At 31.3% G+C, this 22,190-nt stretch carries 14 protein-coding genes and 2 tRNA genes; 9 read left to right on the top strand and 7 right to left on the bottom strand.

Annotation, left to right across the window (positions count from 1 at the left end; genetic code table 11):
• Positions 1-8: 8 nt before the first annotated feature.
• Both Q0049_RS00220 and Q0049_RS00225 read left to right on the top strand, forming a co-directional pair.
• Positions 9-2,309: a T9SS type B sorting domain-containing protein gene (locus tag Q0049_RS00220; protein ID WP_298115068.1), complete on the top strand. Its 2,301-nt coding sequence runs from the start codon at positions 9-11 to the stop codon at positions 2,307-2,309.
• 29 nt (positions 2,310-2,338) lie between these two features.
• On the top strand, positions 2,339-7,432 hold the full coding sequence (locus Q0049_RS00225; RefSeq protein WP_298115070.1) for a T9SS type B sorting domain-containing protein: 5,094 nt from the start codon (positions 2,339-2,341) through the stop codon (positions 7,430-7,432).
• A gap of 74 nt (positions 7,433-7,506) precedes the next feature.
• On the opposite strand, the gene typA is transcribed toward Q0049_RS00225, so the two are convergent.
• Entirely contained in the window at positions 7,507-9,303 is a 1,797-nt protein-coding gene (gene typA, locus Q0049_RS00230) for a translational GTPase TypA (RefSeq protein ID WP_298115074.1), read from the bottom strand.
• 162 nt (positions 9,304-9,465) lie between these two features.
• On the opposite strand from typA, the gene Q0049_RS00235 reads away from it, so the two are divergent.
• Together Q0049_RS00235 and Q0049_RS00240 are read left to right on the top strand one after the other, a co-directional pair.
• Positions 9,466-11,178 carry a PAS domain-containing sensor histidine kinase gene (locus Q0049_RS00235; RefSeq protein ID WP_298115077.1) on the top strand — a complete coding sequence of 571 codons (1,713 nt, stop codon included), beginning with the start codon at positions 9,466-9,468 and terminating at the stop codon, positions 11,176-11,178.
• A gap of 2 nt (positions 11,179-11,180) precedes the next feature.
• Entirely contained in the window at positions 11,181-11,582 is a 402-nt protein-coding gene (locus Q0049_RS00240; protein WP_298115079.1) for a response regulator, read from the top strand.
• 50 nt (positions 11,583-11,632) lie between these two features.
• Here the strand turns inward: Q0049_RS00240 and rpsT are convergent, their stop codons facing one another.
• The 4 genes from rpsT to proS all read right to left on the bottom strand — a co-directional run bounded on the left by rpsT (position 11,633) and on the right by proS (position 13,781).
• Positions 11,633-11,884, bottom strand: coding sequence for a 30S ribosomal protein S20 (rpsT, locus tag Q0049_RS00245; protein WP_298115081.1), 252 nt, complete (start codon positions 11,882-11,884; stop codon positions 11,633-11,635).
• A 147-nt stretch (positions 11,885-12,031) separates the two neighbouring features.
• Positions 12,032-12,103: transfer RNA gene (locus Q0049_RS00250), tRNA-Glu, on the bottom strand.
• Between the two features lie 44 nt (positions 12,104-12,147).
• A tRNA-Glu gene (locus tag Q0049_RS00255) sits at positions 12,148-12,219 on the bottom strand.
• An 83-nt stretch (positions 12,220-12,302) separates the two neighbouring features.
• Positions 12,303-13,781 (bottom strand): proline--tRNA ligase, encoded by a 1,479-nt coding sequence (gene proS / locus Q0049_RS00260; RefSeq protein WP_298115084.1) that lies wholly within the window; start codon positions 13,779-13,781, stop codon positions 12,303-12,305.
• A gap of 100 nt (positions 13,782-13,881) precedes the next feature.
• Here proS and Q0049_RS00265 point away from each other — a divergent pair, with 100 nt between their 5' ends.
• The 3 genes from Q0049_RS00265 (at position 13,882) to rimO (ending at position 18,062) form a co-directional block, all read left to right on the top strand.
• A complete protein-coding gene (locus Q0049_RS00265; RefSeq protein ID WP_298115086.1) occupies positions 13,882-14,913 on the top strand; it encodes a hypothetical protein in 1,032 nt (343 codons plus the stop codon).
• A gap of 104 nt (positions 14,914-15,017) precedes the next feature.
• Positions 15,018-16,523 carry an OmpP1/FadL family transporter gene (locus Q0049_RS00270; RefSeq protein WP_298115089.1) on the top strand — a complete coding sequence of 502 codons (1,506 nt, stop codon included), beginning with the start codon at positions 15,018-15,020 and terminating at the stop codon, positions 16,521-16,523.
• A 237-nt stretch (positions 16,524-16,760) separates the two neighbouring features.
• The gene (gene rimO / locus Q0049_RS00275; protein ID WP_298115091.1) at positions 16,761-18,062 is read left to right on the top strand and encodes a 30S ribosomal protein S12 methylthiotransferase RimO; all 1,302 of its coding nucleotides are present in this window, start codon (positions 16,761-16,763) and stop codon (positions 18,060-18,062) included.
• Positions 18,063-18,193: 131 nt separating this feature from the next.
• Here the strand turns inward: rimO and Q0049_RS00280 are convergent, their stop codons facing one another.
• On the bottom strand, positions 18,194-18,607 hold the full coding sequence (locus Q0049_RS00280) for a DUF1573 domain-containing protein (protein WP_298115094.1): 414 nt from the start codon (positions 18,605-18,607) through the stop codon (positions 18,194-18,196).
• A gap of 259 nt (positions 18,608-18,866) precedes the next feature.
• Here Q0049_RS00280 and Q0049_RS00285 point away from each other — a divergent pair, with 259 nt between their 5' ends.
• Together Q0049_RS00285 and Q0049_RS00290 are read left to right on the top strand one after the other, a co-directional pair.
• Complete coding sequence (locus tag Q0049_RS00285; protein ID WP_298115096.1) at positions 18,867-20,120, top strand: HAMP domain-containing sensor histidine kinase; 1,254 nt, start codon at positions 18,867-18,869, stop codon at positions 20,118-20,120.
• A gap of 49 nt (positions 20,121-20,169) precedes the next feature.
• Entirely contained in the window at positions 20,170-20,856 is a 687-nt protein-coding gene (locus Q0049_RS00290) for a response regulator transcription factor (RefSeq protein ID WP_298115098.1), read from the top strand.
• Positions 20,857-20,999: 143 nt separating this feature from the next.
• Here Q0049_RS00290 and Q0049_RS00295 read toward each other — a convergent pair whose 3' ends face one another.
• Positions 21,000-22,190 (bottom strand): peptidoglycan endopeptidase, encoded by a 1,191-nt coding sequence (locus Q0049_RS00295; RefSeq protein ID WP_298115100.1) that lies wholly within the window; start codon positions 22,188-22,190, stop codon positions 21,000-21,002.

Raw genomic sequence — 22,190 nt, forward strand, 5'->3', positions numbered from 1 at the left:
ATGCTATGATGTCTTTAAAAACATATTTTTATACCATATTATTTTTTCTTTTTTGCGCTAAAACAATTGCGCAAAATATAGTTGTAGACGATACTTATACAGCACAACAACTTGTTGAGAATGTGCTTGTAAACAGTCCTTGTGCAACCGTTTCAAACTTTTCTGTATCTGGAGATACTTTCAGTACTGGTCAAAATAGTTATGGATATTTCGATTATTCTGGAACGGATTTTCCTTTTGCAAACGGAATTGTTTTAAGTACTTCAAGAGCTTCAAGAACTGCTGGACCAAATGATAATTTAATAGATGAAGGTTCGACTGCTTGGATTGGTGACAGTGATTTAGAACAAGCACTATCAATTACAGGTACAGTAAATGCAACAGCTTTAGAATTTGATTTTACACCACTAACAAGTCAAATTAGTTTTGATTATATTTTTGCCTCAGAAGAATATCAAGGAACTGCTCCATGTAGATATTCCGATGGTTTTGCATTTCTTTTAAAAGTTGCAGGAAGCACTGATGATTATCAAAATTTAGCGCTAATTCCAGGCACATCTACACCTGTAAAAGTAACTTCTGTTCATCCCGATATTTCGGGCGGAAGTGGTTGTAGTGCTCAAAATGAAGAATATTTTGGGAGTTATAACGGCACAATTCATCCGATAAATTTTAATGGTCAAACAGTAGTAATGACTGCTAAAGCAGATGTAATTCCGGGAACAACATATCATATAAAACTAGTCATTGCTGACGAAGAAAATATTCGTTATGATTCGGCTATTTTTCTTGGTGGAGGAAGTTTTGATGTTGGAACTGATTTAGGCGAAGACCGATTAGAAGCTACAAATAACCCTGTTTGCGATGGCGAAAGTATCGTTTTAGATGCAACCGAAAGTGGTTTAAACACATATCAATGGTATAAAGACGGAACATCTTTATCAGGAGAAACAAATCCAACTTATACTGTAACATCTGAAGGATTTTATGAAGTTGAAGTCTCCATAAATGCTACCACTTGTGTTGCAAAAGGTGAGATTTTTATAGAATATGTAAACTTACCAATATTAAATAATCAAACTTTAATTCAATGTGATGAAGATACTGATGGAGTTACAACTTACAATTTAACTACTTTAAATTCTTTAATAACTGGAGGCGATTCACAACTTACAAACGTTACTTTTTATGAAAGTTTAGCAAATGCTCAAGCAGGCACAAATCCTATTTCAAATCCAACTAATTATCAAAACACTTCAGTAAATCAATTATTTGCAACTGCACAAAATCAATTTGGATGCATCGGTTTTGCCACAATTGATTTACAAATAGCATCCAACTCGCTACCAACAATAGCACCTATTTTTACTTGTGACGTCATCGGAAATCAAGATGGAATTACTGATCTTGATTTAACTTCAATGATAGGAACATCATTATCAAGCAGTTTACCATCAGGATTGACCTTAGTTTACTATGCGACAGAAAACAATGCTATCACAAATACAAATCCATTAAATTTAACTTTCACCAATACAATTCCAAATCAGCAAACGATTTATGTAAAAATTCTTGATGGAGTTAATTGTTATGGAATTCTACCTATAGAATTGAATGTAAATACTTTCAATCCTCCAAATTTTAATGATGAAACAATTTATTTATGTAATGGCTCATCTCAAACACTTTCTGTTGCATCTGGATTTTCAAGTTATAATTGGTCAAATGGTGAAACAGATAATTCAATTACAGTAAATACCTCAGGAACTTATTCAGTTATAGTAACCGATATTAATGGATGTGAAAAAACGAAACGATTTGAAATTATTTTATCAAGTAGTGCAACTATAACTTCTGTAGATGTAAATGATTTTTCAGGAAATAACAATTCCATTGAAATTATTGTTTCAGGAAATGGAGATTATGAATATTCAATTGATGGAACAATTTTTCAAGAAAGTCCATTTTTTTCAAACCTTGAACCCAATGAATATACCATTTATATAAATGATATCAATGGTTGTCCTCAAGTTACACAATCTGTCTATGTATTAGATTATCCTCACTTCTTTACTCCAAATGAAGATGGAATCAATGATATTTGGAGAATAAAAAGGATTCAATTTTTAGAAAATTCTACAATTTCAATTTTTGATAGATTTGGAAAACTCATAACCTCTTACTCTGAAAATTATGTAGGATGGAACGGTAAACTAAATGGTTTTGATTTACCTTCGACAGACTATTGGTTTGTAATCACTTTAAATAACGGTAGAACAATTAAAGGAAATTTTTCATTAGTGAGATAAAATTAAGTATTTTTTACTAATTTTATAAAATGAAAAAGAAAATTTACTTATTATTTACAATTGTCTTACTATCAATAAATTGCTACAGTCAATTTAGTAAAACGCATTATATTCCACCATTATCTGGTGCATCAAATGTTCCTGTTGAGGAACAATATCTCTATATTTCTTGTCCAAGTATTACACCGATAAACTTTGTTATAAAACAACTTGGAGGTACAAATATCAATGGAACAGTTTCAAGAGATAATCCCTATGTTTTTAATGTTGGAATTGGTTCATCTAATAATTTACATGTTGACCAAAGTGAAGTTAATACCATTCTTACAGATAAAGGTTACATTATTGAAGCCGAAGACGTTATTTATGTTACAGCTAGAGTAATTGCTGGCGACGGAAATCAAGCTGGAGAAGTTGTTTCAAAAGGATTAGCAGCATTAGGTACACAATTTAGAATTGGAGGTTTTACAAACATGATGATTCCATCAATCAACATCAATAATTATACATTTATATCAATTCTTGCTACAGAAAATAATACAGAAGTTTCCTTTAGTGATATTGAACTTGGAGCAGTTTTAGTAAACGATGCTGGATCAGGAAGTACTCCTGGAAATGTTTTTTTAAATGCTGGAGAAAGTTATGTTTTAGCTGTTCAAGGCCCAAATTCTGTAAACAGAGATGCTTTGATTGGAGCGCTTGTAAGTTCTGACAAACCAATTGCTGTAAATTGTGGATCATACGGAGGTACCAATGGTGAAATGCAAAATCAAGATTTAGGTTTTGACCAAATAGTATCAGCTGAAAGAACGGGAACTGAATATATTTTTATAAAAAATGATGGATTAGATAATGTTGAAAGAGTTTTATTAATTGCTCATGAAGATAATACCGATATTTTTTTAAATGGCAATACTGGAACACCAGATTACACACTACAAGCAAGTCAATATATTTTATTAAACGGAACTCAATATGGTCCAAATGGTAATTTATATGTCAATACTTCTAAAAATATATTTGCTTATCAGAGTGTTGGTGATGGTCCTACTTCAATTCAAGCTAATCAAGAGTTGTTTTTTGTTCCACCATTAAGTTGTCAAACACCAAAAGTTATTGACAATATTCCATTGATTGAAGAAATTGGAACTAGAATTTTTACAGGACGTGTAACCATTACAACAGAAACTGGTTCAGCACTAAATTTTGTTTTAAACGGAACGTCATACACTCTTGCAACTTTACCTGCAACTATATCTGTTGTTGGTCCTACTTCTGTTTTAGGAAATGCAAATTATGAATGTTACACAATCACAGGTTTTACTGGAAATGTTTCTGTTTATTCAACAGGTCAACTTTATTTAGCCGCATACGGAAGTAATGGAAATGCTACTTTTGGTGGATATTATTCTGGATTTACATTTAAACCCGAAATCACTTTCCAACCTATAGATTTAACTCAAAACAATTGTATTCCAAACGTATCTTTAGAAGTTAGTACCTTAAATGGCTTTGATTTTTTCCAATGGTATTTTAATGACTCGCCAATTGCAGGAGCAAATTCAAGTACGTACTCGCCTACTCTTCCTGGATATTATCATGTATCTGCAACAATTACTTCATGTGGAATTCCTGAACTAATTTCAGACAAAATACCCGTTAGTGATTGCCCAACAGATATGGATAATGATAATGTAAACGACAACATTGATCAAGATTTAGATAATGATGGAATTGCAAATTGTACAGAATCACTAGGAAATTCAGCGGTTAATTTATCAAATAATTCCTTTGGTTCAGTTACTGTGGGTTCATATTCAAATTTATTCTCAGGAACAATTACAACTACAGGAGATACTCCAACAGCAACACCATTTGTAGGAAATACCGATGGAAGTTTTGTTGCATCAGTTCCAAAAGGGGAAGAAAATTCTGTTACTTACCAAATGAATTTTGTCCAACCAATTAGCTTATTATTAGATTATCCTTCAACAGCTTCCGCAGGAGATTTATTAAATTCTAATTTAAGTTTTGTTCTTTCAGTTCCTGTAAATAAAACAATTACAGTATTAAATCCATCAAATCAATTATTAATTGACACTAACTATGATGGCATTTATGAAAGTGATGTAACCTCATTCTCATCATTTGAAATCCGATTTAGATATGACGGAGCTTTACCACTTGCCGCTGGAGCTGGAACTTTTAAATTTTACACACACGAAGTAACTAGCTTAAAATTCAAACAAATCAATCTTGTAGATAGAGGAAGTGATCGAAAAGCTACTTTTAAATTAACAGCAACATGTGTATCTAAAGATTCGGATAACGATGGTATTCCTGATAAATTTGATTTGGATTCAGAAAATGACTCCATTTCAGATTTCATTGAAGCACAAGGTTCTACATTATTAAGTTTATCAAACACTGACGCAAATGGCGATGGAATTGATGATATTTTTGGAACTGGATTAACTCCTGCAAATAACGATACTGACACGATACCAAATTATTTAGATTTAGACAGTGACAATGATGGAATTTTTGATATTATTGAATCTGGAAGTCCAGGAAATGCAACAAATACAAATGGAGATACTGTTGGCCCAAATTTTGGCACCAATGGCTTAGATAATACTCTTGAAACATCAGCAGATAGTGGTGTTTTAAATTATTCTGTTTTAGATATTGATACTGATGGCATTTTAAATTACATCGATTCTGATAGTGATAATGATAATTGTAATGATATCATAGAAGCAGGATATTCTGATGCAAATGGTGACGGAATTGTTGGTGACGAAAATCCAGCTACATTCAATACAGGAACAACTTTAGTTGGAACAGTTATTTCTTCAACAGGATATGGAATCCCAAATGCAAATTACATAACTTCTGCTCGAATAATAATTAATACACAACCACAAGATGCTGTAGCTTGCGAATTACAATCAACTACATTTACAATTAATACAAATCCTGTAAATAGCTATCAATGGCAACTTTCTACAGATTCAGGAACAACTTGGACAAACATTATTGATAATGCTACTTATTCAGGAAGTACTACAATTACTTTAACTGTTTCAAACGTAACACCTGCAATGGTTGGCTATAAATACAGAGTATTTTTAAATAAAAACGGAAATACTTGCGGATTATATTCTGCGGCTGCAACATTAACAACTTACGCATTGCCAGTTATAACATCACCTGTAACATTAGTTCAATGTGATAATGATACTGATGGTGTTTCAACTTTTAATCTAACAGAAAAAAATACATTCATTTCTGCAAATTCAGCAGTAGAAACTTTTACCTATTTTACAACATTTGCTGGTGCAGATAACAATACTTCTTCTTTACAAATCACTACTCCATTTGCTTACACAACAACAAATTCAAGTGTTTATGTAAGGGTTGTAAATGCAAATGGATGTTATCGCGTTGCCCAATTAAACTTGGTAGTATCAGCCACACAGTTACCATCAACATTCATAAGAAATTTTTACACTTGCGATGATTATATCGATGCAACAAATGATGATTATGATGGAATTTCATTGTTTGATTTTAGCAGCGTAACTACTGATATTCAAGCTATTTTACCAACTACAGCATCATATACTATAAATTATTATAGAAACGAAGCTGATGCTTTGTCAGAAACAAATGCAATTCCGAGTAGTTTGACTTCAAATTACAGAAATATTGGTTATCCTGGTATTCAAAATATTTGGGTTCGTGTAGATAGTGATGTCGACAATGCTTGTTTTGGACTTGGACCTTATGTTGTTCTAACTGTTGAAGCGTTGCCTGTTGCAAATTCAGTGAATGCAACAAATATCATTAGAACTTGTGATGATAACCATGATGGTATTTTCAATTTTGATACTTCAAATTTAGAAGCAACTATTTTAAATGGACAAACAAATGTAACTGTTACTTACTTTGACGAATTAGGTAATCCAATTATTCCATTACCTAATCCACTTTTTGTAAATACTACTAAAACAATAACAGCTCGAGTAACTAACAACTCAACACAAGCTTCAAATGGACCATGTTTTGATGAAGTGACAATACAATATATTGTTGACGATTTACCAGAAGCTTTTGCCATTTCAAACACATTAACAACAGTATGTGATGATGAAATTGATCCAATAGACCAAAATGGTTTATATGATTTTGATACTTCAACTTTTGAAACGACTATTCTAAATGGTCAAACAGGAATGGTGGTTAAATATTTTGATTCAAGCGGAAATCCATTACCAAGTCCTTTACCAAATCCATTTACTACTGGTACTCAAAATGTAACTGTATTGGTTGAAAACACAATAAACACAAGTTGTTCAGCTACCCTTGTAATTCCATTTATTGTTAATCCTACACCAAAAATTAGTTTAACTGATAATGAATTAGTTTGTACAAATCTTCCAACATTTCTTGTAACTGTAAACGCAGGAATTTTAGATGGAACTCCAAGTTCTTCATACAATTATCAATGGTATTTGGATGGAACACTAATTCCCGGAGCAACTTCATATAATTTAGATGTAAACACTGGTGGAATATACACTGTTGATGTTACCAATAGTTTTGGATGTACAAAAACAAGAACAATAGATGTTTATGCTTCTGATATTGCCACAATTCAAGATATTAATATTATTGATTTATCAGATGTTAACACTGTTGAAGTTATTGTAACTGGAACTGGAGATTATGTTTATAGCATTGATGATTCAATGTTCCAAGAATCAAACTTTTTCACTAATATTCCAATGGGTATTCATACTATATTCATCAAAGATTTATTAGGATGTGGAACGGTAATTAAGGAGATTTCTGTTCTTGGCGTTCCTCAATATTTTACTCCAAATGGTGATGGCTATAATGACACTTGGAATGTAAAAGGTGCAAATTCTGAATTTTATTCCAACTCCATAATTTATATTTTCGATAGATTTGGAAAACTAATAAAACAAATATCACCAATTGGTCCAGGTTGGGATGGAACGTATAATGGAAACTTAGCGCCGTCAGATGATTATTGGTACAACATTTCATTTGATGATGGAAGAAGCGCGAAAGGACATTTTAGTTTGAAACGATAAAAAACATTAAAAGTAAATCATAAAAAAACCATCAGCTTTCACTGATGGTTTTACTTTATATAGATTTTGACAAATTAGATTTTATTTCTTTTTCTATCATTTTCTGTTAAATAAATTTTTCTTAAACGAATAGTTTTTGGGGTTACCTCAACATACTCATCTTTTTGAATATATTCTAAAGCTTCTTCCAATGAAAAGATAATTGGTGGAATAATTCTAGCTTTCTCATCATTTCCTGATGAACGAACGTTAGATTGTTTTTTAGCTTTAGTTACATTAATACACATATCATCGCTACGAGAATTTTCACCAATAACTTGACCTTCGTAAATTTCATCATTTGGATTAACGAAGAATTTACCACGATCTTGTAATTTATCAATAGAATAAGGAATTGCTTTTCCATTTTCCATAGAAATTAATGAACCATTATTTCTTCCTGGAATTTCACCTTTAAAAGGTTCATATCCAATGTAACGATGCGACATAATAGCTTCACCAGCAGTTGCAGTAAGTAATTGATTACGTAATCCAATAATTCCACGTGATGGAATGTTGAATTTTACAATCATACGTTCTCCTTTTCCTTCCATTGATAACATTTCTCCTTTACGGATAGATACAAATTCAACAGCTCTACCTGATAAAGATTCTGGCAAATCGATTGTTAATTCTTCAATTGGCTCACATTTTTTACCATCAATTTCTTTGATAATAACCTGTGGTTGACCAATTTGTAATTCATATCCTTCTCTTCTCATTGTTTCAATAAGAACAGACAAGTGAAGAACTCCACGACCAAAAACCATAAATTTATCAGCAGAATCAGTTTCACCCATTCTCATCGCTAGGTTTTTTTCTAACTCTTTGGTCAATCTTTCTCTAATATGACGAGAAGTTACAAATTTTCCTTCTTTACCAAAGAAAGGCGAATCGTTAATAGTGAACAACATACTCATTGTAGGCTCGTCAATTGCGATAGTTTGCAATGCTTCTGGATTTTCAAAATCAGCGATAGTGTCACCAATTTCAAAACCTTCAACACCAACAATTGCACAAATATCACCAGCTATAACTTCTGATACTTTTTTACGACCTAAACCTTCAAAAGTGTGTAGTTCTTTAATTCTAGATTTTATTATTGAACCATCTCTTTTTACTAAAGAAATTGGCATACCTTCTTTTAAGACACCTCTTTCTAATCTACCAATCGCAATACGACCAGTAAATGAAGAGAAATCTAACGATGTAATTAACATTTGAGGAGTTCCTTCAGAAACTTTTGGAGCAGGAACATTTGCAACAACCATGTCAAGTAATGGTTCGATATTATCTGTTACATTTTCCCAATGATCTGACATCCAATTGTTTTTTGCAGAACCATAAACAGTTGGAAAATCCAATTGCCATTCTTCAGCACCTAATTCAAACATCAAATCAAAAACTTTTTCATGAACTTCTTCAGGAGTACAATTTTCTTTATCCACTTTATTGATAACAACACAAGGTTTTAAACCTAAGTCAATTGCTTTTTGAAGAACAAAACGAGTTTGAGGCATTGGACCTTCAAAAGCATCAACCAAAAGGCAAACTCCATCAGCCATATTCAATACACGCTCTACTTCTCCACCAAAATCGGCGTGACCTGGAGTATCAATAATATTGATTTTTGTTCCTTTATATGAAACAGAAACGTTTTTTGAAGTAATTGTAATACCTCTTTCACGTTCCAAATCGTTGTTGTCAAGAATTAAATCACCTGTATTTTCATTATCACGAAAAAGTTGACAGTGATACATAATTTTGTCAACCAAAGTAGTCTTACCGTGGTCAACGTGAGCAATAATTGCAATGTTTCTAATAGATTCCATCTGATTTTTTTAGGAGGTGCAAAGGTACACTTTATTTTGATTAAAAAAACCTTAATATAAATACTTTACCATTTAATAACTTATAACCAATAAATTAGTAAAAATTTTGATTTTTTTTCATAAAAAAAATTGTATTAGATAATAATTTTTTATTTTTGAGTAATGAAAAATAAATCGAATAATATAATTCTAACTTATTTTCTGGTCTCAACTCTTTTGGTTTTTTTAAGCCAATATATTTACCTAAATTATTATGAGCCAAATCATAATTGGAAATTAAACTCTTTAATTTTAATTTCATTCGCTTTAATTTCATCTTTACTGCTAAAGTATCTTCTTGAAAAAAACATTAAAAATTACAATTCTAACTTAAATCAACTGATTCATACAAATGACGAATTATACAAGTCAAATGAACGATTCGATATTGTTGCAAAAGCAACAAGCGATACCATATGGGATTGGAATGTAAAAACAGGAGAATTTACATTTAACAAAGGAATTCAGGGTATCTTTGGCTACAAAAAAGAAGAAGTTGGTGATACTATAGATTGGTGGTTTAGCAAAATACATCATGAAGATAGTTTAAAAGTGTCTGTCAACGTTCATTCCTATGTTGAACAAAAAATTGAAAAATGGGATGACAATTATCGATTTCTTTGTGCAGATGGAACTTATAAATATATTTTTGATAGAGGTTTTTTAGTAACAGATTCAGAAGGAAATGTTACTAGAATTATTGGAGCAATGCAAGACATCACAAAACTAAAAAAAGAAGAGGAACGTCTTAAACTTTTAGAAACTGTAATTACTCAAACTAAAGATGCAGTAATAATTACCGAAGCAAATGAAAATTCACGTGGAATTCCAAGAATACTATATGTCAACCCTGCTTTTACAAGAATTACTGGATATAAATCTAAAGAAGTAATAGGTAAAACTCCAAATGTGTTTATGAATAAAAATTCATTGAAGAATGATTTTAGAAAAGTATCACAAGCATTAAAGAAAAAAGAAGAATTTAATTTTGAATCTTTAAACATCAATAAAAACAAAGATGAATATTGGGCTAACATTACTATGATTCCAATAACAAATAAAGATGAAGAGCACTCACATTGGATATCAATTCAAAGAGATATTTCAGATGAAAAACAAAGAGAAAAAGAAAGAGAGCAATTAATTAGTGAATTAACTCAAAACAATAAAGATTTAAAACAATTCTCTTACATAACCTCTCATAATCTAAGAGCACCATTATCAAATTTAACCGGATTATTGAATCTAATTGAAGATATTCCAATAGAAAATGACGAGTTAAAAGAAATAATCAATGGCTTTTCTAAATCAACAGCACTTTTAAATGAGACTATAAACGATTTAGTAAAAGTAATAATCATAAAAGATAGCCATTCTATTGAAAAAGAAGAAATCATTATAAAAGATGTTTTTGAAAATGTCTTTAACCAATTAAGTTTCTTGATAAGTATTAAAAAACCTATCATCAAAATGAATTTTGAAAAAGCGGAAACTTTAACAATCAACAAATCTTATTTCGAGAGTATTCTATTAAATTTAATGACCAATTCATTAAAATACAGTGATGATAATAGAAAATTAAAAATTAGTATTTCTTCAAAAATCATAGGAGGAAATACTATAATACATTTCAAAGACAACGGAATCGGAATTGATTTAGTTCGAAATAAAGACAAAATTTTTGGTTTGTATCAAAGATTCCATGATTATGCAGACAGCAAAGGACTTGGACTGTATTTAGTTAAGTCACAAGTTGAATCAATGAATGGATCTATAAGTGTTGAAAGTGAAGTTGGCGTTGGTACAAGTTTCAAAATAATTTTTAAAAATATTTAAACATGTTGAGTAAAATTTTATGTGTAGATGACGACCCCATAACACTTATGTTATGCAAAAAAGTCATATCTAAAGCTGAGTTTTCAAATGAAATTGACACTGCACCCAACGGAGAAAAGGCATTACTTTACTTAGAAAACATTATCGAAGAAAAAAATGATGACACGCAATTTCCTGAATTAATTTTTTTAGATTTAAATATGCCAGTTATGAATGGCTGGGAATTTTTAGATATATTCTCTACAGATAAATACTCGAAAGTTTTTAAAAATACTAAAGTTATAGTTTTATCTTCAACAATAGATCCAAAAGATATAGAAAAATCAAAGTCGTACCCAATGGTTATAAACTTTTTATCAAAACCAATTACTCTTGAAATATTAAAATCAATTGAAATTAAATAAAAAAAGCTTCCAAAAATTGGAAGCTTTTTTTATTGATAAACTAAATCAAATTACAATTTTGCAACATGCTTAGTTAATTTTGATTTTAAGTTTGATGCTTTATTATCGTGAATGATATTTTTCTTAGCTAATTTATCAATCATTGAAATAACACCTGCTAATTTTGAAGCTGCGTCAGATTTATCAGTACTTAATCTTAATGCTTTAATTGCATTACGAGTAGTTTTGTGCTGATATCTGTTTAACACTCTTTTCTTTTCGTTGCTTCTAATTCTTTTTAAAGCTGACTTATGATTTGCCATTTTTTCTTAATTTAATTGTAATTATTAATAAACTTAGTTAAAAAAGAAAAACCTCCCACAATTAAAAATCACTTTGGTTTTAACTAATAAAACAAAAATCTGAGACACTAAACTCTTGTTCTATAAAACTAATTTACAACTAATTTGTAGCCCGTAGGGGAATCGAACCCCTCTTACCAGGATGAAAACCTGGCGTCCTAACCGATAGACGAACGGGCCATTATTTATACACCGTTATTTATTTTCAATAAAAACTGAACTTGTAGCCCGTAGGGGAATCGAACCCCTCTTACCAGGATGAAAACCTGGCGTCCTAACCGATAGACGAACGGGCCATTACATTATTTTGTAATGCGAGTGCAAAAATACAACTATTTTTAATTCACGCAATAGTAGTATGCACTTTTTTTATTTTTTTTTAATATGCTTTTGCAAATAGCACTCTACCAGATGATTTCGCTCCAGAAAAAACACATTTTCCTTCAACTTCTTCTCTATCTAACGGAATACATCTAATAGTTGCTTTAGTTAAATCTTTTATTTTTTCTTCTGTTTCAGGAGTTCCATCCCAATGTGCTGAAATAAAGCCGCCTTTATTTTCTAAAACTTCTTTAAACTCTTCAAAAGACTCAACCTCAGTAATATGCTCTGTTCTGTAATCAATAGCTTTTTGGAATAATTCCTTTTGAATTGTTTCTAATAAATCATTAATATACGACACAATTCCTTCCTTAGCAACTACTTCTTTACTCAATGCATCTCTTCTTGCTACTTCAAAAGTTCCGTTTTCCAAATCTTTTGGTCCAACAGCGATTCGAACTGGTACACCTTTTAATTCCCATTCTGCAAACTTGAATCCTGGTTTTTGTGTTGTTCTATCATCAAATTTTACTGAAACTCTTATTTTTTTAAATTGAGCAACCAAATCATTTACTACTGATGTAATCTTTTCTAATTCTTCATCTGTTTTAAAAATTGGAACAATTACTACTTGTATTGGAGCTAAATTTGGTGGTAAAACTAATCCATTGTCATCAGAATGCGTCATCACCAAAGCACCCATTAATCGTGTAGAAACTCCCCAAGAAGTTCCCCAAACATATTCTTGTTTACCTTCTTGATTAGCAAATTTTACATCAAAAGCTTTTGCAAAATTTTGTCCTAAAAAATGCGAAGTTCCTGCTTGTAGTGCTTTTCCATCTTGCATTAATGCCTCAATACAGTAAGTTTCTTCTGCTCCTGCAAAACGTTCTGTTTCCGTTTTTAATCCTTTAATTACAGGAATTGCCATAAAATTTTCTGCAAAATCAGCATAAACATTCATCATTTTTTCTGATTCTGTAATGGCTTCTGCTTTTGTAGCATGTGCAGTATGTCCTTCTTGCCATAAAAACTCAGCTGTTCTTAAAAACAAACGTGTTCTCATTTCCCATCGAACAACATTTGCCCATTGATTAATTAAAAGTGGTAAATCTCTGTATGATTGAACCCAACCTTTATATGTTGACCAAATAATGGCTTCACTGGTAGGACGAACAATTAACTCTTCCTCAAGTTTAGCATTAGGATCAACCATTAATTTACCTGGACGAGTTTCATCATTTTTCAATCGATAATGCGTTACAATAGCACATTCCTTAGCAAAACCTTCTGCGTTTTTTTCTTCTGCTTCAAACATACTTTTGGGCACAAAAAGGGGAAAATAAGCATTACTATGACCTGTTTCCTTAAACATTCTGTCTAATTCTGCTTGCATTTTTTCCCAAATTGCATAACCATAGGGTTTGATAACCATACAACCTCTAACACCTGAGTTTTCAGCTAAATCAGCTTTTACCACAAGTTCGTTATACCATTTTGAATAGTCTTCTGCTCTTTTTGTTAAGTTCTTGCTCATAATGAATAGTTTGGCATAAAAATTGTTTTGATAATTTTAACTAAATAGTTCGGCAAAACTAACTATTTTTGTATTGACCAACAATAAAAATGCTATAGATATGAAAACAAATTATTTTACTTTGAAAAATGCATCCAAATTTTCTTTATTTGGATTGGTTGCACTTATTGTAACTTCCTGTGGTTCTTACAATAACAAATCTTATTATGATAACGATGGTATTTATGGAGAAAATCCTACACCTACAGCCAAAGTTGAAAATGATAAAACTGAGAACAATAAGTATAAAGAATATTTTAGTTCCTTAAATCAAGAAAATCAAGAAGTTTTTACAGATGTAGAAAACTATTCTTCTCAATCTAATGATAGTATAGCAAATAGAACTTATGCAAATAACGGAACAAGTTATTCTTCATGGGGTTCAAATGCTTCAGATAATGTTACAATCAATGTTTACGACAATAGTTGGGGTTGGAATAACTGGAATTATGGTTGGGGTTGGAATGGTTGGTACGGAAATAATTGGGGTTGGAATAATTGGGGTTGGAACAATTGGGGTTGGAATGGCTGGTATGGAAATAATTGGGGCTGGAATTCATGGTATGGTCCATCTTGGGGTTGGAATAACTGGAATTATGGTTGGGGTTGGAACGGATACTACGGAAATTATTATGGAAACAACTACGCTTATGGTGGAGGAAGAAGAAATTCAAACTACAGCTATGAAGGTTACAACAATTATTCAAACAGACAATCAATAAATAGAACAAGAAATAGTTCTACAACATACAGTGGCATAAGAAATACTTCAAACACTATTAGACCTATTAGAAATAATTCTATCAGAACAACTAACGAAAATAGCACTGTTAGACCAATTAGAAATAACACTACAAGAAACGAATCTACAACAACTCCTGTAAGAACAAACACTAACAATGGTGGTGTAAGAAACAATTCTCAAAGTACACCTATAAGAAATGTTGCACCATCTTCAGCACCAACAAGAAACAACTCTTCAACTCCTACTAGAAGTTACAATTCTTCGTCATCTGGCGGAAGTTATGGCGGTGGAAGTTACGGTGGTTCATCTGGTGGCGGCGGAAGATCATCTGGTGGCGGAAGACGTTAATTATTTGTTCTAAAAAAATTATATGAAATTGCCATTATTAACTAGTTTACAATGATTAAAATAGCGATTTCATATTTTACTGCTAAAAAATAAAATTTAAAAATATGAAAAAGATATTTGGACTCTTCATGGCTTCTTTTGCCATGACGACTATACAAGCACAAGATATTAACGACGCTATGCGTTATGCTCAAGACAACCAAACAGGAACTGCAAGATTCAGTGCTATGAGTGGTGCATTTGGTGCACTTGGTGGTGACTTTTCTTCCATAAGTGTTAATCCTGCTGGTTCATCGGTATTTGCTAACAACCAAGTTGGTGCAACTTTAGGGGTTTTCAGTACTAAAAATAATTCAAACTATTTTGGAACAAATTCTTCTGAAAATGACTCTAAATTTGATTTAAGTCAAGCTGGTGGAGTTTATATTTTTGAAAATGAAGACCATAAAAGCGATTGGAAAAAATTTGCTTTAGCTTTGAACTATGAAAACACAAAAAATTTAGATAACACTATTTATTCTGCTGGAATAAACCCTACAAATTCATTAGCAAATTATTTTTTGAGCTACGCTAATGGTGTTCCTTTAAGTATTGCTGATGGTACAGATTACTATTTTGGCAATATGTTCTTTAACGAACAACAAGCTTATTTAGGTTATCAATCTTATATGATTAATTCTACTGATGATACTAACCCAAATAATACTGCTTATACTTCAAACGTTCCTGTAGCAAATTATTTTCAAGAAAGTTTAATTGAATCAAGAGGTTACAACGGAAAATTATCTTTCAACGCTTCAACAGTTTATAAAGATAAATTAATGATTGGTATAAACTTAAACTCTCATTTTACAGATTATAGACAATCATCAACTTTTTATGAAGAAAATGATTATAATAACACCACAACAACAGATGTAATCAACAGAGTTCGTTTTAATAATGAGTTGTATACTTATGGAAACGGATTTTCATTTCAAGTAGGTACAATATACAAAGCTACTAAAGAGTTTAGACTTGGTTTAGCGTATCAATCGCCTACTTGGTACCGATTGAATGACGAGTTAACTCAAAACATTAGTTCAGTTAGAGGAAATGTAGATGGCGAATTACCGGCTCAAATTGTTGACCCACAATTAACAATGGTTTATGATGCTTATCGTCTTCAAACTCCAGGAAAATGGACCGGAAGTTTAGCTTATGTTTTTGGGAAAAGAGGTTTAATCAGTTTTGATTATACTTTGAAAGATTACAGTAACACTAAATTCCAACCAAAAACTGACTTTACAGCTACAAATAACTTAATGTCAAATGTGTTAACAGCTACTAATGAATTTAGAATTGGAGCTGAATATAAAATAGAAAAATTCAGTTTGCGTGGTGGTTATCGCTTTGAAGAAAGTCCATACAAAAACGGAAAAACTATTGGCGATTTAACTGGATATTCAACAGGAATTGGGTACAACTTTGGTGAGTTTAAAATAGATTTAGCGTATGCTTTTTCACAACGTGATTATCAACAACGTTTTTTCTCTCAAGGTTTGACTGATGCTGCAAATGTTAAAGCAAAAAACAATAATATCAATGTAACTGTGTTATTTGAATTATAAATTTTTTGATTATTACTTTAAACCATTCGTTTTTCGGATGGTTTTTTTTGTGAAAAACAATTTTATTTTAGCCCTGATTGAGCTGATATCCTCTTGCGTAACGAAAGTGAAGCAAGAGATAAAAGCGAAAGCAGGAATATGGTTTGCCAAAAAAGCCCTAAAGTTTCGCTCCTTAAATTAATTATCGTAATTTTGCACCCGATTCCGAAACTATGGAACAGACAATTAAAAAAAGGTATGAGAACCAAATCGTTAAAGAAAAATAAAATCAATGTAATTACGCTTGGATGTTCTAAAAACACTTACGATAGTGAGGTTTTGATGGGACAATTGAAAGCCAGTGGCAAAGATGTTGTACACGAACAAGAAGGAAATATTGTTGTAATTAATACTTGCGGATTTATTGATAATGCAAAAGCCGAATCAGTAAATACAATTTTAGAATATGCTGATAAAAAAGAACGCGGAATTGTCGATAAAGTTTTCGTAACCGGATGTTTATCTGAAAGATATCGTCCCGATTTAGAAAAGGAAATTCCAAATGTTGATCAATATTTTGGCACAACAGAATTACCTCTACTTTTGAAAGCTCTTGGTGCCGATTATAAACATGAATTGCTTGGAGAACGAATTACTACAACTCCAAAAAATTATGCCTATTTAAAAATTGCCGAAGGTTGTGACCGACCATGTAGTTTTTGTGCTATTCCAATTATGCGTGGAAAACACGTTTCGCAATCTATTGAAAAATTAGTTCGTGAAGCAGAAGGATTGGCAAAAAATGGTGTTAAAGAATTGATTCTTATTGCACAAGATTTAACTTACTACGGATTGGATTTGTACAAAAAACGTAATCTTGCCGAATTACTTGAAAATCTTGTAAAGGTTGAAGGAATTGAATGGATTAGATTGCATTATGCTTTCCCAACGGGTTTTCCAATGGATGTTTTAGAATTGATGAAACGCGAACCGAAAATTTGCAATTATATTGATATTCCGTTGCAACATATTTCAGATAACATTTTGAAATCTATGAAACGTGGTACAACGAAAGAAAAAACTACTAAATTACTGAAAGATTTTCGTGAAGCTGTTCCTGGAATGACCATTAGAACGACTTTAATTGTGGGTTATCCTGGTGAAACACAAGAAGATTTTGAAATTATGAGAGATTGGGTTCAAGAAATGAAGTTTGAACGTTTAGGATGTTTTACCTATTCTCACGAAGAAAATACTACGGCTTTTGCATTAGTTGATGATGTTCCTGAGGAAGTGAAAAAAGCTCGTGCACAAGAAATTATGGATTTACAATCGCAAATCTCATGGGATTTGAATCAAGAGAAAATTGGCCAAACTTTTAAATGTATTATTGACAGAAAAGAAGGTCAATATTTTGTGGGTAGAACTGAATTTGATAGTCCAGATGTAGATAATGAAGTACTAATTGACGCTTCAAAATTCTATGTAAAAACAGGCGATTTTGTTATGGCAAAAATTACCGACGCAACAGAATATGATTTATATGCTGAACCGGTTTAATATTTTTGTCACACTGAGTATTTCGACAAAGCTCAATACAAACCAAGGTCGAAGTGCTTCAAAATAATAACATAAAAAAACTCCTAAACATTACATTTAGGAGTTTTTCGTTTTTAACCAACCTTTATTAATTATGATTTTGCTACTACAGTACCTTTAAAAGTCAACACTTTTGGAGTTTCTTCAACGTTTGTTGTAACTGTAACTGTTTTTGTAAATGAGCCTAAAGCTGCTGCATTGTAAATTGCTTTTACGAATCCTGATTTTCCTGGAGCAATTGGCTCTTTAGAATAATCTGAAGTAGTACATCCACATGCAGGTTTTACATTAGTAATTATAACCGATTTATCACTTGTATTTTTAAATTCAAACTCAATTGTTCTTGGTGTTCCTTGTGGAATTTGACCAACTTCAATCGCTTCTGCTTTCCAAATCACTGCTGATGGTGGCGTTACTTTTTCAATTGGATTTTTGTGTGTTGGAACCACTGAAAATGACATTAATCCTAAAGTCATTGCTAATAAAGAAATTTTAATTGCTTTCATATTTTTATGTTTTTTTAAATGTTAATCTGATTTACTGTTTTTCAACAATTCAAAAGTAGTACAATACAATCTATGCCGTTGTTAAGCGATTTCAAATGTTTGTTAACGACTTGTTAAGCACATAAAATGTGGTTATTTTTTAGTAATATTACGTTCTGAAAGATGGCACTTCACTTTGATAAACTCAGTGCAAGCTAGCTCAGTGTAACAAAGATGGAAGATGGAAGATGGAAGAACATAGAACATAGAATATATAAAATTGAAAACTAAAAACCTCAACATAATAATCGTATTAGGACTTGTAGCAACCATAGGAATATTGATTGCGCAATTGCTTTGGACAAAAGAAGCTTTTAATCTTGAGGAAAAGAAATTTTCTCAAAAGGTTCATATTGCTTTGCTTGAAGTAGTTAAAAAATTATATCAAGGAACAACAAGTGAATTGCCTTCTCACAATCCTGTAAATAAAATGGCTACCGATTATTATGTAATTAATGTAGAAAACGATTTTCAACCCGATATTCTAGAATTTTATTTGAAAGAAGAATTCGCAAAATCAAACATCAATACCGATTTTGAATTTGCAATGTACAATTGCCAAAGTGACGAAATGGTCTATGGAAAATACGTCGATATTTTAGACAATAAAACCTCAAAAAACAATATTGATTTCCCTAAACATGAAAATTTAGTCTATTATTTTGCCATTCGTTTTCCCAATGAAACAAGTTATTTATTGAGTTCGTTACGCTTTTGGTTCATTCTATCATTTGCATTGATTATCATTCTTTTAGTGTATGTTTATTCGATTTACACCATCATTCAGCAAAAAAAATATTCTGAGTTGCAACGTGATTTTATTAACAACATGACACATGAATTCAAAACGCCACTATCCTCTATCCTACTCGCTTCAAGTTTTTTAAACAAGCAAGAAGTGATTAAAAAAGATGACAAACTTGAAAAATATACTGAAATTATCATCAATCAAAGTAAGAAATTAAACAGTCATATTGAACAAATTCTGAACATCGCAAAATCAGATAGTGCTCCAATGCAAATGGATAAAAAAGAAATTTTTATTCTTCCTATAATAAAAGATGTTATTGAAAACATGCGATTGAAACACGAAAGTTTAGAAGTAAATATCAACGCTGACAAAGATTTTTCTATTGATGCTGATGCGTTTCATTTTACCAATATCATCTACAATCTTTTAGACAATTCTATTAAATATTGCGATGGAAATCCAAAAATCAACATCACGATTACAGAAGAAAATAAAAAATTAAAATTAGATTTTAGTGATAATGGAATTGGAGTTTCAAACAAAAATATTAACTTTATATTTGATAAATTTTATAGAATTCCAGGAATAAAAAGTAATGAAACCAATGGATTTGGACTTGGATTATATTATGTAAAAAAGATTTGCACCCAACATAATTGGAAGATTTTTGCAACTAACAACAAGGAAAAAGGAATCACCATTACTATAGAAATTCCAAAGTAATAAGTAAACAATACAGCATTCATGAGATGCTTAAAAAAGGTAGTACAAAATGACTAAATTTAAAATTCTTTACGCCGAAGACGATGAAACCCTTGCGTTTCTTACTAAAGACAATTTAGAAAATTACTACGATGTAACACATTGTACTGATGGAGAAATATGTTTTGAAACGTTCAAGAAAAATGAATTTGATTTGTGTATTTTTGATATTATGATGCCTAAAATGGATGGTTTTGATCTTGCCGAAAAAGTAAGACAACACAACGCAGATATTCCTATTATCTTTCTATCGGCTAAAACCTTAAAAGAAGATCGAATCAAAGGTTTGCGTCTTGGAGCTGACGATTATCTAGTAAAACCCTTTAGTATTGAAGAGTTATTACTTAAAATTGAAATCTTTTTAAAACGTTCGCAGAAGAAAATCACACCAACAGAAAACCCAATTTACACTGTTGGAAAATACCAATTTGACCACAAAAACTACTTGGTTTTTACAGATACTGAAAAAGTAAGTTTAACACAACGTGAAGCCGAACTTTTAAAACTGTTTTTAGACAACAAAAACAAAGTTCTAAAAAGAGAAGAAATTCTAAAATCACTTTGGGGAAATGACGATTATTTTATGGGAAGAAGTTTAGATGTGTTCATCTCAAGATTGCGAAAAATTTTAACCAATGAAGAAGGAATTACTATTGAAAACCTTCACGGAATTGGGTTTAAATTCAACATGAAATAACGTAATTAAAAGGTCTTCGACAAGCTCATGCTGACATTTTTTTTTATTATTTGAAGTTTGATTTTAAAAAATAAAAGTTGTTTTTTTTCAACAGACACAATTTATTACATATTGTCACACTGAGCTTGTAGAAGTGGTTTAAATTAATCCTTCAAAACTCTATTGATTTTTACGAAACTTCTAGCATAATAATCTTCTTTTGTTGACGAAATCATTACACCTTGACTTGTTGAAGAATGAATAAACTTAATTTCATCATCAAGCACTTCAGTCACCATTCCTACGTGGCTAATGCGTCCTTTTCCGAAAGTAGCAAAAAATATTAAATCACCTTTTTGTGCTTGTGATCTTTCTACACGTTGTCCATAATTTCCCATTTCGTGCGATGTTCTTGGCAACGACATATCCAGATTTTTAAAAGTAAAAAGCATAAAACCTGAACAATCAAAACCACCAGGTGAAGTTCCGCCACGTCTGTATCTTGTACCAATATGTTCTGACGCTTTTGCAATTAACAATTCGGCTTTTGATAGATTTTCTGCTGAAAGTGGTTTGGCTAATTCAACTTCTTTTTGAACTTCCACTACTTCCGCTTTATTTTCAATTGTTTCGCCTGTACCCTTTTTTATAATTAAAAATTGGTCAATTTTCAAACCATTTGCCACACTTGGATTCAATCGAGTAATCTCTTCAATAGAAACACCCGTTTGTCTTGAAATTCCATACAAAGTTTCTTTTGGCAATACTTTATGAACTATATCTACATTAGAAACCATAGGTTCGGCAGAAGCTACATTAATCGTTTCTACAACCTTATTTTCCTCTTTAAGTACTTTTTCAGGAACCGTTGCTTCCTCCATATTAGGCAATTGCAACTTCATTCCGGTTTTTAAATTACTTGTTTTCAATTCTGGATTTAACTCACAGAGCGTTTCCATTGTTACACCATATTTTTTTGAAATGCTGTATAAAGTTTCTTTTGCTTTTACAGCATGAGTTGCTTTCGAATTACCTTGAATCTGTGCTGAAACTTCAGTATTTTTCAGATTATCATTTTTATCAGCATTTGCTTTTTTATCAGCAACCTCTTTCTTTGTAGGCTTTTCTTGTTCCTTGAATTTCTTGTTTGGAATTTTAACCTCAGCATTCAAACCTAAAACGGCTCCTTTCAACTTAGGATTCAAACCATATATTTCCGATTGAGTAACGTCGTATTTTTTAGCAATAGAGTAAATCGATTCGCCTGATTTCACCTTATGTTTAATAACTTTTTGAGCAAAAGTTGGAACAGAAAAAAACAGAAAGAACAGTATAAAGAGTTTGAAAAATTTCAT

It is taken from the genome of Flavobacterium sp. (assembly GCF_027484205.1).
Lineage (GTDB): Bacteria > Bacteroidota > Bacteroidia > Flavobacteriales > Flavobacteriaceae > Flavobacterium.

What these genes read in the sequence shown, in the direction of transcription:
- Q0049_RS00220 (WP_298115068.1), top strand. Translation starts at nt 9, where the DNA reads ATGTCTTTAAAAACATATTTTTATACCATATTATTTTTTCTTTTTTGC.
- Q0049_RS00225 (WP_298115070.1), top strand. Translation starts at nt 2,339, where the DNA reads ATGAAAAAGAAAATTTACTTATTATTTACAATTGTCTTACTATCAATA.
- typA (WP_298115074.1), bottom strand. Translation starts at nt 9,303, where the DNA reads ATGGAATCTATTAGAAACATTGCAATTATTGCTCACGTTGACCACGGT.
- Q0049_RS00235 (WP_298115077.1), top strand. Translation starts at nt 9,466, where the DNA reads ATGAAAAATAAATCGAATAATATAATTCTAACTTATTTTCTGGTCTCA.
- Q0049_RS00240 (WP_298115079.1), top strand. Translation starts at nt 11,181, where the DNA reads ATGTTGAGTAAAATTTTATGTGTAGATGACGACCCCATAACACTTATG.
- rpsT (WP_298115081.1), bottom strand. Translation starts at nt 11,884, where the DNA reads ATGGCAAATCATAAGTCAGCTTTAAAAAGAATTAGAAGCAACGAAAAG.
- proS (WP_298115084.1), bottom strand. Translation starts at nt 13,781, where the DNA reads ATGAGCAAGAACTTAACAAAAAGAGCAGAAGACTATTCAAAATGGTAT.
- Q0049_RS00265 (WP_298115086.1), top strand. Translation starts at nt 13,882, where the DNA reads ATGAAAACAAATTATTTTACTTTGAAAAATGCATCCAAATTTTCTTTA.
- Q0049_RS00270 (WP_298115089.1), top strand. Translation starts at nt 15,018, where the DNA reads ATGAAAAAGATATTTGGACTCTTCATGGCTTCTTTTGCCATGACGACT.
- rimO (WP_298115091.1), top strand. Translation starts at nt 16,761, where the DNA reads ATGAGAACCAAATCGTTAAAGAAAAATAAAATCAATGTAATTACGCTT.
- Q0049_RS00280 (WP_298115094.1), bottom strand. Translation starts at nt 18,607, where the DNA reads ATGAAAGCAATTAAAATTTCTTTATTAGCAATGACTTTAGGATTAATG.
- Q0049_RS00290 (WP_298115098.1), top strand. Translation starts at nt 20,170, where the DNA reads ATGACTAAATTTAAAATTCTTTACGCCGAAGACGATGAAACCCTTGCG.
- Q0049_RS00295 (WP_298115100.1), bottom strand. Translation starts at nt 22,190, where the DNA reads ATGAAATTTTTCAAACTCTTTATACTGTTCTTTCTGTTTTTTTCTGTT.